The following is a 15,765-nucleotide window of genomic DNA, read 5'->3' as shown; positions in this document are numbered from 1 at the left end:
GGGGGACGTCGGCGGGCGAAGGGGGACCGTCGTGGGTGACGATGGGAGCCCGCCCTCACCCACCGCAGGAGCTGTCATGGCCGGACCCACCCCGTCGCCCGTCGCGATCGTCACCGGTGCCTCCTCGGGCATCGGGGCGGCCACCGCTCGCCGCCTCGCCCGCGCGGGCTTCGTCGTCTACGGCGCCGCCCGCCGGGCGGACCGCCTCGCCGAGCTCGGCGACGGGGTGCGCCCCCTCGTCCTCGACGTCACCGACGACGCGAGCATGGTGGCCGGGGTGGAGCAGGTGCTCGAGGAGCACGGCCGGGTCGACGTGCTCGTCGGCAACGCCGGGTACGGCTCGTACGGGTCGGTCGAGGAGGTGCCGCTCGACGAGGCCCGGCGCCAGCTCGAGACCAACGTCATCGGCCTGGCCCGGATGATCCAGCTCGTCCTGCCGACGATGCGCGCGCAGGGATCCGGACGCATCATCAACGTCTCGTCGATGGGCGGGCGCTTCGCCGGGCCCTTCGGCGGGTGGTACCACGCGAGCAAGTTCGCGCTCGAAGGTCTCAGCGACTCGTTGCGGGCCGAGGTCGCCCCCTTCGGCATCCGGGTGAGCGTCGTCGAGCCCGGCGCCATCAAGACCGAGTGGGGCGGGATCGCCACCGACTCGGCGGTCGAGGTGTCCGGCGACGGGCCGTACGCGGAGCGGGTGCGGCGGATGGCGAAGGGGCTGTCCAGCGGCATCGAGCGCATCGCGTCGTCGCCGGACGTCGTGGCCAAGGCCATCGAGCACGCCGCCACGGCCGATCGCCCCCGGATCCGCTACGCGATCGGCGCGGGCGCGAAGCCGGCGACCGTCGCCGCGAGGGTCCTGCCGGCCCGGGTGCTCGACGCGCTCGTCGCGCGCGGGATGGGCTGAGCCGGCCCGCCGCGCCGAGACCCGCTCGTCGTCCGCGAGACCCGGTGCCCGCCGGTCGGCGAGGAGCGGGTGTCACGGACCACGAGCGGGTCTTGGCGTCGCTGGCCCCGGGCGGGCAGCGGGTGGAGAGAGGGGTGGCGGGCTCGGGTACCGCTCAGACCGTGTCGTCGAGGGGCTCGTCACCCTCGACGTGCATCGCGGCCTCCTCGGCCGGGTCGTCCTGCGAGACGTGCCGCTCGTCGGCCGCGGAGTCGGAGACGAAGTCGTCCTCGGCCGGGATCGACAGCGGGTCGTCGCCGCCGACGCGCGGCTCGCGGTCCAGGCCGCTCTCGTTGTCGGGGGCGCCGTAGGCGGTGCCCTCCTCGGGCACCTCCTGCGCGATCCGCTCGTCGATGGTCTCCTCGCCCTCGGCCCAGCCGGCCATCTCGCGCTCGGTGTTGCGCGGCTGCATGTCGGGGGGCGTGATGGGCAGGTCGTCGGTCTCGTCGGAGCCGATCCGGACGTCCTGCTGAGCCTCGTCGAGGTGCTCGTCGAGCCCGACGATCTCGCGGTCGGTGTTGTCGCTGGTGGGCTGGTCGCTCATGCCTCCACCCTGACACGCGGGGGGTGGGCCGACGGGGGTTCTTGTCCACCCCGGCTGCCCGCGAGCGGCTACCCCGGCAGGAGCGAGATCTTCTGCCAGATCTTCGCGGCGAGGCCCGAGCACAGGGTCTCGACGTCGGAGACGGTGTCGAGGACGACGTCGTCCTCGCTCGCCTCGGCGCACAGGGCGGCGACCTTGCCGGTGAGCGAGAGCAGCTCGGAGCAGTAGTCGAGGTACTGCGCCATCTGGGCGCGGGTCATCGCGTCGCCGACCGAGGCCTCGGTGGGGACGTACGCGGGGTTGAGGTGCTCGGGGTCCTTCGTCAGCTGGTGCATGTCGATGACGTGCGCGAGCGAGCGCAGCCGGTGCAGCAGGGCGAGGATCCGGGCACGCTCGAGCCGCGAGGGCAGCGCGAGGAGGAACCACACGGCGATCGCCGCGAAGACGACGTCGTTGATCCCCGACTCGACAAGCGGCACCCAGCGGCCGGCCTCGCCCTCGTAGGTGCCCATGACCTCGCGCAGCACCGCGGCGACGACGTAGAGCGTGACGCCGACGATGACCAGGCCGAGCGCGAAGGACAGCCACCGCGTCATCCGCAGCCGCACCCGCGAGGCACCGGAGACGTCCTCGACCTCGTCGGCGAGCGTCGACAGCTCGCGGGCGACACGGGGGAGGTTGCGGTCGGGGAAGCGCGTCGTCACGCGCTCCTCGAGGGTGGCGATGGTGGCCTGGACGCGGTCGGCGTCAAGGCGGTCGAGACGAGGCACGCACGAAGGGTAGGTCGTGGGTCGCCTCGCGCTCGTCGCGGTGCCATGCTCGACGCGACGTCGAGCGAAGGGGGCAGCCGTGGCCTTCGAGACCCATCCGCTGACCCCCGCACGCTTCGAGGACTTCGCCGACGTCATCAACCCGAACCGCCGTGCCACCCACTGCTGGTGCCTGTCGCACCGGTTGCGCGCGGGAGAGATCGAGGAGCTCGGCGGCGGGAGCCGCGAGGAGGCGATGCGTGCGCTCGCCGCCCGCCGCAGCCGCCCCGGCGTCATCACCTACGAGGACGGCGTGCCCGTCGGGTGGTGCCACATCAGCCCGCGCGAGGAGATCCCGCGGCTCGTGCGCTCCGAGCTCATCCGCCCCGTCGACGACGTCCCCGTCTGGTCGATCATCTGCTTCGTCGTGCGCGGAGGGCACCGGCGAAGGGGTGTCACCGCCCACCTCGTCGAGGGCGCGGTCGCGTACGCCCGCACCCGCGGCGCCCCGGCGGTCGAGGCGTACCCCGTCGACCCGGAGGGCCGGATGGACACGACGATGGCCTTCGTCGGGACACGGGCGATCTTCGAGCGGGCGGGCTTCGAGCAGGTCGGCGTCACCGACGCCGTCGCCTCGAAGATGCCCCGCATCGTCATGCGTCTCGACCTGAGATAGGTGATGAGCCCCTCGAGCGGGGTCGTCGACGACGGACCGCGCCGACGGGCCTGACTCCCCCTTCGAGGTACCTGACTCCCCCTTCGCCGAGGTATGGCAGATCGGTCTCGGATCCACGGATCCGGGACCGATCGCCATACCTCGGCGGGGGTCGTGGGCCACGCGCGGGTCATGGACCCCGCACGCAGTCCTGCTCCCCGCGGGTATCGACCGGCCGCCATGCACGGGACGTGGCGAGGCGACGGGGCGGACTAGCCGGCGGCGGGGACCCGGTCGAGGTGCTTGATGTCGTCGGGCAGCCCGGAGCGGGAGAACTTGCCGTCCCGCTCGCCGCCGGGCAGGAAGTGCGGCTCGATGACGAAGTCGCTGCTCTCGTCCGTCCCGTAGCTCGGCTCGGTGACCTGCGTCCCGATGAGCATGGTCCGCCCGTCGCACTCGACGACCACGGCCATGCTCCGCATCTGCGGGGTGATCGCACCCGGGGCGACCTCGGCCGAGTCCTCGTCGACCGAGCACCGGGTGTGGAAGTCGTCGAGCACGGCCATCTGCGCGTCGCTCGGCGCGGGCTCGAAGAGCTCGGGGTGCTCCGAGACGGTGCCGTCCGCGACCGCCGAGGCGAAGTCGTCCGCCGCGTCGTGCGCGCTGCGGGCGCCGCACGCCGAGAGCGCCATCACCCCGAGTGCCGTCGCCGCCGCCGCACCTGTCCTGATCCCCCAGCTCGCACGCATGGGCCTGATCGTAGGTGCCGTCAGGGGCGGGCATCACCAGCTGTTGACGACGACGGCCACGTCTGCCCCGCAGGTCTGCTCGACCCGGTCGAGCACCGAGGCGTTCGTGGCATCCATCGTGGCCCGGTTCGTCGCCTGCAGGCTCGCGCCACCGCCGTCGACGCTGTCCCCGGCCCGCAGCTCGGTCTCGTCATCCAGACGCACGACGAGGTCCTCGGCACCCCCCGACACCGTGGACCCCTCTGGCACGACGAGGACGCCGGTCGTGGTCGACGCCGGGGACTCGTAGGTGGCGGTGACGCAGCCCTGGTCGTCGAGGCCCGTGACCGTGAAGGTCTTCAGCGTCGTTCATCGACCCCAGGCGCCCGGTCACCAGACGTGCGCCGCCGTCGCTCTCCTGGACGTCGCCCCCGCACGCGGTCAGCACCACGAGGCCGACGCTCAGCGTGAGCGTGCGGAGGGTCCGGCCTCGGCGTGTGCGTGCCAGCACTGTCATGGCGTGACGCTAGCGGGGCTCGCGGCCGCGGGGACGGCACCCGGCGAGCCCGCCATCTGATCGAGACCCCACCGGGTGCGCTCCTACGCTTCGTGGGTGGACGACCTGCCGGTAAGGCATGACACGGGTCGGCTCGTGGAGGCGCGTGCCGAGAAGGGCAGGAAGTAGACCCCGGTCATGCTCCACGCACCCGGCCGCTGCCCGGGCAGCGCGCGGGCGACGACCGTTGCCGTCCCGCCGCACTCGTCCGGTCCCGCGATCGCGGGACCGGCGCGAAGGGGGTGACCCCGGTGGTCGTCGTACCCGCGGGTCACGACCGAGGCGTGGTCTCGAGGCTCCGGCCCTGGCGGGCCTCCGCGCCTCGACCAGCAAGGGCCCGCCGCCTCAGGTCTCGCGACGGACCAGCACGGCGGCCTGGCCGTCCTGCTCGGCGCCCACCGGGCCCCGTCGCATCACCGCGACCTCGACGAGGCCGGCTCGGGCGAGCATCGACAGCACCGCGTCGGGCTCGCGGTGCCAGCGGGGCAGGCGATCGACGGCCAGCCCGCGCTCGCGCATCCGCTCGCCGAGGTCGCGCACCCCCGACCCGGTCTGGAAGCCCACGAGCACGAGCCCGCCGGGCCGGACCACCCGGGCCATCTCGCGCACGGCGCGCGCCGCGTCGGCGTCGTCGAGGTGGATGAGCGAGTACCACGCGAGCACCCCGTCGTAGCGACCGTCGTCGCCACCGAGGTCGGTGAGCGACCCGGTCTCGAAGCAGAGGTCCGGGTGCGCGGCTCTCGCCTGCTCGAGCATCCCCGGCGAGAAGTCGACGCCCTCGACGACCGCCCCTCGGTCGGCGAGGTAGCGGCTCATCCGGCCCGTGCCGCACCCGGCGTCGATCACCCGGGCCGCCGGGCCGAGGAGCTCGACGAGATGGTCGACCATCGCCAGCTCGGGCGCGCTCTCGGGCTCGGTCGTCGGGTACGCGGCCGCGTACGCCTGCGCCATCGCGTCGTAGGCCGCGCGCACGTCATCGGTGTCGCTCACGACAGCACCGACCCGATGGCGGCGGCGAGCCCGCCGAGCAGGAAGCCGACGATGCCGAAGACGAGCGGGCGGTTGTCCATCGCCGCGTGCCCGGTGGCCTCGTGGGTGATCGCATGACCCCGGCCTCGTCGCAGCAGGTAGCGGTTGACCGGCAGCGCGGCGAAGAACGCGACCGTCAGGGCGAGCCCCATCGAGACCCAGAAGAGCCAGTCGCCCAGCCCCGCCTCCATCGCGCCCGGCACGAGCCACATGACCGCGTTGTCGACGATCTCCATCGTCGCGATCGAGAGGGTGTCGGCGGCGAGCACGAGGGTGAGCGCCGAGCCCAGGGCGATCCCGGCCCGCACCAGGGGCAGGGCCGACAGCGAGTACCCGAAGACGAAGGCCAGCGCGATCGCCAGAGCCGTGGTGCCGAGCGTGTGCCACCCCAGCGCCGTGCCGATCATCAGACCGGCGATCTCACCGATGGCGCACCCGGTGAGGCAGTGCAAGGTCGCGCTGACCGCCATGCCGGACATGTCGTGCGCGTCCTCGTGGTGAGCGGTGGTGTCCATGATCATGACCATATACCCCATAGGGGTATGCACGCCAGGCATCATGACGACCATGCGCGCCGTCCTCGTCACCCGCACCGGAACCCGCCCCGAGGTCACCGAGGTGCCCGACCCCGCCTGCCCGCGCGACGGCGTCGTCGTCACCGTGACGGCGACGGGCGTGTGCCGCAGCGACTGGCACGCGTGGATGGGTCACGACCCGGTCGAGCTGCCCCACGTGCCCGGGCACGAGCTCGTCGGCACGATCCGAGAGGTCGGCCCCGAGGTCACCCGCTGGCAGGTGGGGGAGAGGGTCACCGCTCCCTTCGTCTGCGGCTGCGGCCGGTGCCAGTGGTGCGCGCAGGGCGACGGCCAGGTCTGCCCCGACCAGACCCAGCCCGGCTTCACCGGCTGGGGCAGCTACGCCGAGCAGGTCGCGCTGCACGCCGCGGACCACAACCTCGTGGCCGTGCCCGACGGCGTGGGCGACGTCGAGGCCGCGGCACTGGGCTGCCGCTTCGCCACCGCGTATCGCGCCGTCGCGCAGCACGGGGCCGTCCGTCCCGGCGACGAGGTCGCCGTCCACGGCGCCGGCGGGGTGGGGCTGTCCGCGCTGCTCGTCGCGCGCGCCCTGGGCGCCCGCGTCACGGTCGTCGACGTCGCGCCGAGCGCGCTCGAGCTGGCCCGCACCCTCGGGGCCGACGCGGTCGTCGACGGGTCGGGTCGCACCCCCGAGGAGGTCGCGGCCGAGGTCGTCGCGGCGACCGGCGGTGGTGCCCATCTATCCCTCGACGCCTACGGGTCCGTCCCCACCGCGCGGGCGAGCGTCCTCTCCCTTCGCCGCCGGGGGCGTCACGTCCAGGCCGGTCTGCTCCTCGGCGACCAGGCCGACGCCGCCCTGCCGATGGACCGGGTCGTCGGGTGGGAGCTGTCGGTGCACGGGACCCACGGCCTCGCGGCCGCGGACTACCCCGCGATGCTCGACCTCGTCGCCGGCGGGATCGTCCTCACCGCGCTCGTCGGGCGGGTCGTCGGCCTCGACGAGGCCCCGGACGCGCTCGTCGCGCTGGGCGCGGGCGCACCCGCCGGCATCACCGTCGTCCGGCCGTGACCGACGACGGGCTCACCTCGCGCACCGAGACCACCCAGGAGTGCACCGAGTCCTCGCGGTAGCGCGACCGGCGTGACGTCGTCGACCGGCCGTCGACCGACGCGCTCATCGCGACGAATCCGTCGGGCGAGACGGAGCTGCCCGGCGACAGCCCGCGGTCGGTGCTCACGACGAGCTCGCCGGTGCGGGTGTCGAGCACCTGGACCTTCGTGCGCAGGCGGTTGCCGGTGAACCACGAGCTCTCCTTCGTCTCGTAGAGGACGAGGGCCCGGCCGCGCGGCTCGTTCGTGGCGATGCGCATGCCCTCGGGCACCTCGACGGTGCCGAGGTCGCGCTCGGCGAGCGCGTCGCGGACGGCGAGGGTGTCGCCCGTGCGGGTCAGCACGAGCCGGTCGTGGCTGACCGACCCGCCGTCGGGCACCTGCTGGTCCTTGCCGACCGGGGGGGCGTCGACCGTGACGAAGGTGGACCCGTCGAGCAGGCGGACCGAGTCGCCGCACTCGACGGTGAGCACCCCGTCCTCGGAGAGACGACCCTGGGTGTCGCCCGGGTTGCCCAGCCGGGCGCCCGGGCAGGTCGTCGTCGCGACCGTGCCACCGGTGCGCAGCGAGGTGACCTCGACGGTGTCGCCGTCGCGCCGCATCGCGCGCTCGCCCTGGACGACGACCCGGCCGGTCGTGCGGTCGGTGAGCTTCGCGACGGTCGTGCCGGTCGCGAGGTCGAGGACGTCGGTGCGGGTCTGCGAGGGGTGGATCGCGACGTAGCGCTGCTCGGGCTGGGCCATCGAGCGGTAGCCCGCGACGTCGGCCTCGCAGCCCACCTCGGTGTCGTGCGTCCAGGCGACCCGCCCGTCGTCGAGCCCCACCGCCGCGACGACGGTCCGCCCGCCCGGCGCCTCCTCGTCGAGCCGCGCCCCGTCGGTCGAGAGGCAGGTCGCGACGACGACGTGCTCGTCCGACAGCGCGACGAAGACGGCGTCCTCGCCGGCGACGAGGCGGCGGTCGCCGAAGGCGACGAGGAGATCTCGGGCGCTCGCCTCGACGCGCGTGCCGTCCTCGCTGATGATCGTGACGTCACCGCCGAGCAACGAGATCGCCCGCCCGTCGGAGGTGATGGCGTCGGGGCTGTCGAAGGAGGGCATCGACCACTGCCGACCGGTCGGGCCGTGGACCATGAGGACGTCCGCGTCCCCCTTCGGCGAGGTGGAGAACCACCCGCCGGGGCCCATCGTCACGAAGCGGCTCTCGCCGGACCACACGACGCCGACGGCGTCGTCGGGTCCGGTGAGGTCGTCGACCCCGGCGGCCCGCTCGGCGCGGCTCGGGCCGAGGACGCCGGCGCCGAGGAGCACGACGAGCAGGGCGACGACAGCCACCGCGACGCCGACGAGGACCCGGACCGGGCGCGCGCGGCTCATCGGGTCACCCCGACGACCCAGTGCGTCTCGTGGTCCGCGGACTCGACGAGCGCGTAGCCGTCGGGCGTGACGTCGGCGCTGAAGTCCAGGCGCCCCGTCGCGTCGGCGACGAGGTCGCCGGTCTGCAGGTCGACGAGACGCATCGACGAGGCGTGGTCGTCGCCGACCTCGGCGAGCACGAGCAGGCGGCCACCGGGCTGGTACGCGGCGACGACGGCGTCCTCGGACTGCATCGCCACCTTCTGGTCGGGTCGCTCGCCGAGCAGGTCGCGCACGTGCAGCGTCGTGCCCTCGCGGGTCAGCGCCAGCCGGCCGCGGGCGACCTCGCGACCCTCGGCGAGGGGCTCGTTCATCCCGCCCCCGTCGTCGGGGCCCTCGACGAGCTGCTCGCCGTCCCACACCCAGGAGCGCTCCATGCACCCGGCCGAGAGCGCCCCGAGCTCGCTCACCTGCCCGTCGATGCCGATGTCGTCGCCGAGCGAGGCGACCCGGCACTCCTGCTCGTCGAGCGTGCGACCGGAGCGCAGGGAGATCGCCCGCACCCGGTCGCCGACGGTGACGAGCGCGTCGTCGCCGCGCACGGCGACGTCGTGGATCTCCAGGCCACGCCACCGCTGGGCGACGTCGCCGTCGGAGAGGTCGACGGCGAGGACCTCGTCGGGGGTCTCGACGAAGGTGTAGCGCTGGGCGGGGGCGTGGCGCGCCCGGTAGGTGGCGACCTCGGGGTCGCACGAGGTGGCGACGCGGGTGGCCCACGAGACGTCGCCGTCGTCGAGCGCGACGCCGGCGAGCACGGTCACGTCCTGGGCGGCGCCGTCGGACTCGTCGGTGAGGCAGCTGCGCACGACGGCGTGGGTCGCGCTCGCCCCGACCAGCTCGAGCCGCTCGCCGGGCCAGAGGTCCTCGCCGTAGGCCTGCGCGACGTCGCGCACGTCCGCGCGCTGCGTGCCGTCGGCGGTGCGGATCTCGACGGCGTCGCCGTCGAGATGGAGCACCGCGCCGTCCTCGGTGAGCAGGTCAGGGGTCGCGCTGATGCCCGACTCCATCTCGGGCACCTCCCACGACGCGTCGGTGCCCACCTGGCGCACGAGGTCCGGCGCCCCGCGCCGTCCCGACTCGTAGTACCACCCGCCGGGCCCGATCCGCACGAGGGCCTCGCTCGTCAGCGCGACCTGGCCGGTGACCTCGGTCGTGGGGTTCAGGGCGCGCCAGCCCAGACCCGCGGTCGCCACGACCGCGACCCCGGCGGCGAGCACGCCGGCGACGACGAAGGGGGTCTTGCTGCGCGGGGTCGTCGGGTCGGCGATCTCGTGCGGGCTCATGGCGACATCGTCCCCCGACCGCCGCGGTCGTCGGTACCCCACGAAACGACGGCGATTGGGTCACGGGGAATGGATCGGTTATCGTCTTAGTTGAGAGTTAAACCATTGCACGCAGCATCACCGAAGGAGAGCACCACATGAAGATCGGCATCATCGTCGGCTCCGTCCGCGAGGGCCGCGCGGCCCGCACCGTCGCCGAGTGGGTCCAGGCCACCGCCGACCAGCGCGAGGAGGCCACCTTCGAGATCGTCGACCTCGCCGACTTCGACCTGCCGATGCTCACCTCGCCGGTCATCCCCGGCATGGCGAACCGCCAGTACGACGACGAGCGCGTCGTGCGCTTCGGCCAGGCGATCGACCAGTACGACGGCTTCGTCTTCGTCACCCCCGAGTACAACCACTCGATCCCCGGCGCCTTCAAGAACGCCTTCGACTCCCTCGCCCCCGAGTGGATGGGCAAGACGGTCGCCTTCGTCTCCTACGGCGCCGACGGCGGCATCCGCGCAGTCGAGCACTGGCGCTCCGTCGTCGCGAACTTCTCGATGCACGCCGTGCGTCAGCAGGTCGCGCTGAGCCTCTTCACCGAGCTCGGCCAGGACGGCCTGCAGCTCGAGGAGCGTCGTGCCGGTGAGCTCGACGTCCTCGTCGACCAGCTCGTCGCCGCGACCCGCGCGCTCGTCCTGCAGGACCAGCCCGTCGCCTGACCGGCCCCGCCGGGCCGTAGCTCGCGGCAGAGCGTGCGCCGTGGTGGCACCGCCCGCCGGACGACGAAGGGGGACCCCGACCGGATCGGTCGGGGTCCCCCTTCGTCGTGCTCGGCTCAGCGCACGAGGGCGGGACGCTTCGGGTCGAAGGTCCAGCCCGGCACGAGGGCCTGCATGGCGATCGCGTCGTCGCGGGCGCCGAGCGCGTGCTCCTCGTACAGGGCGTTGGCCTCGGCGAGTCGCTCGCGGTCGATCGTCACCCCGAGCCCGGGAGCCGTCGGCACCTCGATCTGCCCGGCGCGGATCTGCAGCGGGTCGGTCGTCAGCCCCTGCCCGTCCTGCCAGATCCAGTGCGTGTCGAGCGCGGTGATCTCGCCCGGGGCGGCCGCGCCGACATGGGTGAACATCGCCAGCGACACGTCGAAGTGGTTGTTGCTGTGCGAGCCCCACGTCAGCCCGAACTCGTGGCACATCTGCGCGACGCGCACCGAGCCGGCCATCGTCCAGAAGTGCGGGTCCGCGAGGGGGATGTCCACGGCGTTCGTCCGGATGGCGTGCGCCATCTGGCGCCAGTCCGTCGCGATCATGTTCGTGGCCGTCCGCAGACCGGTGGCCCGCTTGAACTCCGCCATGATCTCGCGACCCGAGTAGCCCCCTTCGGCACCGCACGGGTCCTCGGCGTAGGCCAGGACGTCACCGGTGCCACCCAGCAGACGGATCGCGTCGGCGAGCAGCCACCCGCCGTTGGGGTCGAGCGTGATCCGCGCGTCCGGGAAGCGCTCGTGCAGCGCGGTGACGGCCGCGACCTCCTCCTCGCCGGGCAGCGCGCCGCCCTTGAGCTTGAAGTCGGTGAAGCCGTACCGGGCCTGCGCGGCCTCGGCGAGACGCACGACGGCCTCGGGCGTCATCGCGACCTCACGGCGCACCCGCTCCCAGTCGTCGGCGCCGTCCGGCTCGCGCAGGTAGGCCCCGCCCACCTCGTCGGGGTCGGCGACGTAGAAGAGGTAGCCGAGCATCGGCACGTGGGTGCGCTGCTGCCCGTCGCCGAGCAGCTCGGCGACGGGCACGCCCTGCTCCTGGCCGGCGAGGTCGAGCAGCGCGGACTCGAGCGCGGTCACCGCGTGGATCGTCGTGCGCAGGTCGAAGGTCTGCAGCCCGCGCCCACCGGAGTCCCGGTCGGCGAAGGCGGCGGCGACGTCGCGCAGCAGCGAGCGGAAGCGGGCGACCGGCTGACCGACGAGCAGCTCGGAGGCGTCGAGGACCGTGCGCCGGATGGCCTCGCCACCGGGCACCTCGCCGACCCCTTCGCGACCCTGCGAGTCGGTGACGATCGCGATGTTGCGGGTGAAGTACGGGCCGTGGCAGCCGCTGAGGTTGAGCAGCGCCGAGTCGTGCCCGGCGACGGGCACGACCTCGACGCGGGCGATCGTCGTGCTCACGCCTGCAGCTCCCCGTCGACGCGCCGCAGCAGACCCCACGGGTTGTCGTCGCGCAGCGCCTCGGGCAGCACGTCGGCCGGGACGTCCTGGTAGGCCACCGGACGCTGGAAGCGCTCGATCGCCAGCGATCCGACCGAGGTCGTGCGGCTGTCGGAGGTCGCGGGGAAGGGGCCGCCGTGGACCATCGCGTGCCCGACCTCGACCCCGGTGGGCCAGCCGTTGAAGAGGATGCGTCCGACCTTGCGCTCGAGGGTCGGCAGCAGCGCGCGTGCCGCCTCGGCGTCGCCCGCGGCCGCGTGGACCGTCGCGGTGAGCTGGCCCTCGAGGTCGGCGAGCGAAGGGAGGAGACCCTCGACCGAGTCGTAGCGGATGACGACGCCGGCGGGCCCGAAGACCTCGTCGGCGACGACCGGGGAGTCGGCGGAGGCGGCCTGCGTGAGCTGCGGCGCGGGGGCGTCGGAGCCCTCGCCGGCCGAGCCGGTCGCGAGCACGGTCATGCCGTCGCCGGAGGACTGACGGGCCGTGCCCTCGGCGTACGCCTGGGCGATGCCGGACGTGAGCATCTGCGTGCCGGAGGCCTGGCCGACCGCCTCGGCAGCAGCAGCCACGAAGGCGTCGCCCGCCTCGCCGCGGGGCAGGAAGAGCAGGCCGGGGTTCGTGCAGAACTGGCCCGACCCGAGGGTCAGCGAGCCGACGTAGGCCTGCGCCAGTCCGGCGACGTCGCCCTCGAGCGCCCCGGGGAGCACGACGACGGGGTTGATCGAGGACATCTCGGCGTAGACCGGGATCGGCACCTCGCGCTCGGCCGCGGCGCGCACGAGGGCGAGACCGCCGCCGCGCGAGCCGGTGAAGCCGACGGCGGTGATCCGCGGGTCGCGGACGAGCTCCTGGCCGAGCTCGATCCCGTCGCCGAGGAGGAAGGAGAAGGTGCCGGCCGGCAGGCCGGTGCTCGCGACGGCGCGGGAGACGGCCTTCGCGACGAGGTAGCCGGTGCGCGGGTGGGCGGGGTGGCCCTTGACGACGACCGGGCAGCCGGCGGCGAGCGCGGACGCGGTGTCGCCGCCCGCGGTCGAGAAGGCGAGCGGGAAGTTGCTCGCCCCGAAGACGGCGACCGGGCCGAGCGGGATCATCCGCTGACGGATGTCGGCGCGGGGCAGCGGCGTGCGGTCCGGCTGGGCCGGGTCGACCCGCACGCCGAGGTGGTCACCGCGGCGCACGACGCCGGCGAACATCCGCAGCTGGCCGGTCGTGCGACCGACCTCGCCGGTGATGCGGCCCTGGGGCAGGTGCGACTCCGCGACGGCGGCCTCGACGAGGGCGTCGGTGTCGGCCTCGATCTCGGCGGCCACCGCCTCGAGGAAGTCGGCGCGCTGCTGCGGCGTCGTCGCGCGGTACTGCGCGAAGGCGTCCTCGGCGGCCTGGGTGGCAGCGGCGACGTCGGCGGTGGCGCTCTCGGCGCCGGCGACGATCGAGGTGGGCTGGTCGGTCATGCGGTGTCCTCTCAGCGGGCGGTCTCGACGAGGCGGGTGCGCTCGACGAGGGTGGCGAGCTCGGCGCGCTCGTCCGGGCGCAGGTCGGTCAGCGGCGGGCGGACCGGGCCGGCGGGACGGCCGATGGCCTCGAGCCCGGCCTTGACGATCGAGACGGCGTACCCGGGGGTGCGGTCACGGATGTCGAGGTAGGGCAGGACGAACTCGCGCAGCCGACGGTAGACCTCGTCGGTGTCCTGGCGGCGCACGGCGTCGTAGAAGGCCACGGCCCACTCCGGCACGAAGTTGAAGAGGGCGGAGGAGTAGGTGCTCACGCCGAGCTGGAGCAGCGGCAGGGCGAAGGTCTCCGCGGTCGGCAGGCCGCCGATGTACATGAGGCGGTCGCCGACGGTGGCGTAGGTGCGCGTCATCTGCTCGACGTTGCCGATGCCGTCCTTGAAGCCGATGAGGGTCGGGTTGGCCTCGGCGAGACGGGCAACGGTCGGGGCGTGGAGCACGGCGTTGGCGCGCGAGTACACGACGACGCCCAGGCCGGTGGCCTCGCACACGCGGCTCACGTGCTCGTAGAGGCCGTCCTGGCCGGCCTCGGTGAGGTAGGGCGGCATGAGCAGGATGCCGTCGGCGCCGGCGTCGGCGGCCGCGCGGGCCTGGGCGACGGCGTTGACGGTCGCACCGGTGGCGGGCGCGAGGACCGGGGTGCGCCCGGCGACCTCGGAGACGGCGGCGCGCACGACGGCGTCGGTCTCGGCGAGGCTGAGGCTGAAGCCCTCGCCGGTGCCGCCGGCGGCGAAGAGACCGGCGACGGGGTGCTCGGCGAGCCAGGCGAGGTGCTGGCGGTACGCGTCGAGGTCGAGCTCGAGGTCGGGGGTGAAGTGCGTGACCGGGAAGGAGAGCAGTCCGCTCTTGAGCTGCTCGGCCAGGTCTGCGGGGCTGTAGGCGGTCACGCTGTCGTCCTTGTCGTCGTACCGGTGGGGGTTCGTCGGTCACGCTAGGAGGGGTGGACGATGCCTGTCCAAGCCCAAAGATGTATCCCGCAATACCCCCCGGGCATCGACATCGTGACGTGAGCAGGACGGGCGGGGCCCGGTACGGGGGAGAGCTACGCGCTCGGTCGGGTGTGCTCTCGACCGGCCCCGGTGGAGACGTCGCGGACGACGTCGAGCACCCGGCGCACGACCGGGCTGACCGACGAGCGGTCCCAGATCGCGTGGAGCTCGACCGGCCGCTCGGGGTCGGCGTCGAGACCGGTGCGCCCGCCGCCGTGCGCGAGCTCGGCGAAGACGACGCCGGAGACGCCGAGGGAGCGGGCCGACTCGGGCGCGAGGGTCGTGCCGCGGCCGGCGGAGACGAGGAGCAGGGCGGTGAGCACCTGGTGCACCCGCTGGTCGACGCGCGGGTGGGCGTTGGCGAAGAAGCGCACGAGCAGCTCGTGGAAGTAGCGGGACTGCCGGGGGTCGTAGGCGATGACGGGCTCGCCGTCGAAGTCCTCCGGCGTCAGCGGGCGGTCGAGACCGGCGAGCGGGTGGTCTGTGGGCAGGACGGCCATGAGCGGCTCGCGCAGGACGACGCGCGAGCTGAGCAGACCGGTGTCGAAGGGGGGTCGCGCGAGCCCGAGGTCGAGCTCGCCGCGGCGGATGCCGTCGGCCTGGGCCCCGGTGACGCGCTCGGACAGCAGCACCTCGACGTCGGGCAGCTCGGTGCTCAGCCGGCGCAGCAGCGGCCCGAGGATGGAGATGGCGGAGACGGCGGTGAAGCCCAGGCGCAGCACGCCCGCGGCGCCGGCGTCGACCCGGCGGGCGACGTCGCCGGCGCTCTCGACGACGGAGAGCAGACGGTAGGCCTCGTCGAGGAAGGCCAGACCGGCCCCGGTCAGCTCGACGTGCCGGTTGTCACGCTCGAGCAGGTGGGCGCCGACGGCGCGCTCGAGCTTCTGGATCTGGCGGGAGAGCGGGGGCTGGGTCATCTGCAGCCGCTGCGCCGCGCGCCCGAAGTGCAACTCCTCGGCGACCGCGACGAAGCAGCGGACCTGGTCGAGGGTGATCACGAGCCCGAGCGTACGCGGGCGGTGGGTCGAAGACGGGGTGTCACCTCGAGGTGACACCCCCTCGTCGAACCGGTGCCACGCGACGGCGGCTCAGTCGTCCTGCCGGCCGCTGCGGGTCGCGGCGAGCGCGCTGCCGACGACGCCGATGATGATGACCGCGACGGCGACGCTCGACCAGCCCTCGCTCGTCCAGTACACGTCCTCGAGGGTGACGAGCAGCGCGATCTCGTCGACGACGAGCGCCACGCCGACACCCAGGGCGGCACCCATGACGGACCGCGTCCGTGCGCTGCGGTCGACGAGCCCGTAGATCGCGACGGCGACGACGATGGCGATGCCCCACAGGTAGTGGTGCAGGTGCACGCCGCCGACGACGACGTCACCGGTGTCCTGGTCGCCGATCTTGATGACCCCGGTGACGAGGCGCGCGAGGGCGAAGGTGAGGGTGAAGCCCACCCACGCCAGCACGAGGCCTCGTCGGGCCGGGTCGACATGCGCCCACCGACGGGCTCGGGCACGGGCTGCTGCAGCAGGGATGGG

The 15,765-nt window shown here is 73.8% G+C and carries 17 protein-coding genes; 4 read left to right on the top strand and 13 right to left on the bottom strand.

Features of this window, described 5'->3' with window-relative positions; translation table 11 throughout:
* Positions 1 to 76: 76 nt before the first annotated feature.
* Positions 77 to 904, top strand: coding sequence for an oxidoreductase (locus tag ABIB53_RS13390; RefSeq protein ID WP_354588519.1), 828 nt, complete (start codon positions 77 to 79; stop codon positions 902 to 904).
* A 154-nt stretch (positions 905 to 1,058) separates the two neighbouring features.
* Here ABIB53_RS13390 and ABIB53_RS13385 read toward each other — a convergent pair whose 3' ends face one another.
* A complete protein-coding gene (locus ABIB53_RS13385) occupies positions 1,059 to 1,487 on the bottom strand; it encodes an adenosine deaminase (protein ID WP_123092697.1) in 429 nt (142 codons plus the stop codon).
* A 68-nt stretch (positions 1,488 to 1,555) separates the two neighbouring features.
* Positions 1,556 to 2,257, bottom strand: a complete 702-nt coding sequence (locus ABIB53_RS13380) for a hypothetical protein (protein WP_068271266.1) — start codon at positions 2,255 to 2,257, stop codon at positions 1,556 to 1,558.
* 79 nt (positions 2,258 to 2,336) lie between these two features.
* Between ABIB53_RS13380 and ABIB53_RS13375 the strand changes: the two genes are divergently transcribed.
* A complete protein-coding gene (locus ABIB53_RS13375) occupies positions 2,337 to 2,912 on the top strand; it encodes a GNAT family N-acetyltransferase (protein WP_354588518.1) in 576 nt (191 codons plus the stop codon).
* A 251-nt stretch (positions 2,913 to 3,163) separates the two neighbouring features.
* On the opposite strand, the gene ABIB53_RS13370 is transcribed toward ABIB53_RS13375, so the two are convergent.
* From ABIB53_RS13370 to ABIB53_RS13355, 4 genes are all read right to left on the bottom strand, one after another.
* Complete coding sequence (locus tag ABIB53_RS13370; protein ID WP_354588517.1) at positions 3,164 to 3,640, bottom strand: hypothetical protein; 477 nt, start codon at positions 3,638 to 3,640, stop codon at positions 3,164 to 3,166.
* Positions 3,641 to 3,673: 33 nt separating this feature from the next.
* Complete coding sequence (locus ABIB53_RS13365; protein WP_354588516.1) at positions 3,674 to 3,844, bottom strand: hypothetical protein; 171 nt, start codon at positions 3,842 to 3,844, stop codon at positions 3,674 to 3,676.
* A 676-nt stretch (positions 3,845 to 4,520) separates the two neighbouring features.
* Entirely contained in the window at positions 4,521 to 5,165 is a 645-nt protein-coding gene (locus tag ABIB53_RS13360) for a class I SAM-dependent methyltransferase (protein WP_354588515.1), read from the bottom strand.
* Positions 5,162 to 5,719 carry a DUF4396 domain-containing protein gene (locus ABIB53_RS13355; protein ID WP_354588514.1) on the bottom strand — a complete coding sequence of 186 codons (558 nt, stop codon included), beginning with the start codon at positions 5,717 to 5,719 and terminating at the stop codon, positions 5,162 to 5,164. The genes ABIB53_RS13360 and ABIB53_RS13355 overlap by 4 nt, the downstream gene beginning before the upstream one ends.
* A 52-nt stretch (positions 5,720 to 5,771) precedes the next feature.
* Between ABIB53_RS13355 and ABIB53_RS13350 the strand changes: the two genes are divergently transcribed.
* Entirely contained in the window at positions 5,772 to 6,809 is a 1,038-nt protein-coding gene (locus tag ABIB53_RS13350) for an alcohol dehydrogenase catalytic domain-containing protein (RefSeq protein WP_354588699.1), read from the top strand.
* On the opposite strand, the gene ABIB53_RS13345 is transcribed toward ABIB53_RS13350, so the two are convergent.
* Both ABIB53_RS13345 and ABIB53_RS13340 read right to left on the bottom strand, forming a co-directional pair.
* Positions 6,790 to 8,226, bottom strand: coding sequence for a hypothetical protein (locus tag ABIB53_RS13345; protein WP_354588513.1), 1,437 nt, complete (start codon positions 8,224 to 8,226; stop codon positions 6,790 to 6,792). The genes ABIB53_RS13350 and ABIB53_RS13345 overlap by 20 nt on opposite strands.
* Positions 8,223 to 9,548 carry a hypothetical protein gene (locus tag ABIB53_RS13340; RefSeq protein ID WP_354588512.1) on the bottom strand — a complete coding sequence of 442 codons (1,326 nt, stop codon included), beginning with the start codon at positions 9,546 to 9,548 and terminating at the stop codon, positions 8,223 to 8,225. Before ABIB53_RS13340 ends, ABIB53_RS13345 begins: the two co-directional genes overlap by 4 nt.
* A 137-nt stretch (positions 9,549 to 9,685) precedes the next feature.
* On the opposite strand from ABIB53_RS13340, the gene ABIB53_RS13335 reads away from it, so the two are divergent.
* A complete protein-coding gene (locus tag ABIB53_RS13335; RefSeq protein ID WP_354588511.1) occupies positions 9,686 to 10,252 on the top strand; it encodes an NADPH-dependent FMN reductase in 567 nt (188 codons plus the stop codon).
* A 116-nt stretch (positions 10,253 to 10,368) separates the two neighbouring features.
* Here ABIB53_RS13335 and ABIB53_RS13330 read toward each other — a convergent pair whose 3' ends face one another.
* The 5 genes from ABIB53_RS13330 to ABIB53_RS13310 form a co-directional block, all read right to left on the bottom strand.
* Positions 10,369 to 11,691, bottom strand: coding sequence for an enolase C-terminal domain-like protein (locus ABIB53_RS13330; protein WP_354588510.1), 1,323 nt, complete (start codon positions 11,689 to 11,691; stop codon positions 10,369 to 10,371).
* Positions 11,688 to 13,181: an aldehyde dehydrogenase (NADP(+)) gene (locus ABIB53_RS13325; RefSeq protein WP_354588509.1), complete on the bottom strand. Its 1,494-nt coding sequence runs from the start codon at positions 13,179 to 13,181 to the stop codon at positions 11,688 to 11,690. The genes ABIB53_RS13330 and ABIB53_RS13325 overlap by 4 nt, the downstream gene beginning before the upstream one ends.
* 11 nt (positions 13,182 to 13,192) lie before the next feature.
* Positions 13,193 to 14,125, bottom strand: coding sequence for a 5-dehydro-4-deoxyglucarate dehydratase (gene kdgD, locus ABIB53_RS13320; protein WP_068271292.1), 933 nt, complete (start codon positions 14,123 to 14,125; stop codon positions 13,193 to 13,195).
* A 155-nt stretch (positions 14,126 to 14,280) separates the two neighbouring features.
* A complete protein-coding gene (locus ABIB53_RS13315) occupies positions 14,281 to 15,225 on the bottom strand; it encodes a LysR family transcriptional regulator (RefSeq protein WP_354588508.1) in 945 nt (314 codons plus the stop codon).
* A 90-nt stretch (positions 15,226 to 15,315) separates the two neighbouring features.
* The gene (locus ABIB53_RS13310) at positions 15,316 to 15,693 is read right to left on the bottom strand and encodes a hypothetical protein (RefSeq protein WP_354588507.1); all 378 of its coding nucleotides are present in this window, start codon (positions 15,691 to 15,693) and stop codon (positions 15,316 to 15,318) included.
* Positions 15,694 to 15,765 lie beyond the last annotated feature (72 nt).

The organism is Janibacter sp. UYMM211 (genome assembly GCF_040547045.1).
In the GTDB taxonomy this organism is placed as follows: Bacteria; Actinomycetota; Actinomycetes; order Actinomycetales; family Dermatophilaceae; genus Marihabitans; species Marihabitans melonis.
The sequence above is the reverse complement of the archived record's forward strand: the minus strand, read 5'-3'. Positions and strand labels throughout refer to the sequence as shown.

Coding starts and splice junctions, on each gene's coding strand:
- ABIB53_RS13350 (WP_354588699.1), top strand. CDS start 5,772: ATGCGCGCCGTCCTCGTCACCCGCACCGGAACCCGCCCCGAGGTCACC.
- ABIB53_RS13335 (WP_354588511.1), top strand. CDS start 9,686: ATGAAGATCGGCATCATCGTCGGCTCCGTCCGCGAGGGCCGCGCGGCC.
- ABIB53_RS13340 (WP_354588512.1), bottom strand. CDS start 9,548: ATGAGCCCGCACGAGATCGCCGACCCGACGACCCCGCGCAGCAAGACC.
- ABIB53_RS13390 (WP_354588519.1), top strand. CDS start 77: ATGGCCGGACCCACCCCGTCGCCCGTCGCGATCGTCACCGGTGCCTCC.
- ABIB53_RS13355 (WP_354588514.1), bottom strand. CDS start 5,719: ATGGACACCACCGCTCACCACGAGGACGCGCACGACATGTCCGGCATG.
- ABIB53_RS13325 (WP_354588509.1), bottom strand. CDS start 13,181: ATGACCGACCAGCCCACCTCGATCGTCGCCGGCGCCGAGAGCGCCACC.
- ABIB53_RS13345 (WP_354588513.1), bottom strand. CDS start 8,226: ATGAGCCGCGCGCGCCCGGTCCGGGTCCTCGTCGGCGTCGCGGTGGCT.
- ABIB53_RS13385 (WP_123092697.1), bottom strand. CDS start 1,487: ATGAGCGACCAGCCCACCAGCGACAACACCGACCGCGAGATCGTCGGG.
- ABIB53_RS13370 (WP_354588517.1), bottom strand. CDS start 3,640: ATGCGTGCGAGCTGGGGGATCAGGACAGGTGCGGCGGCGGCGACGGCA.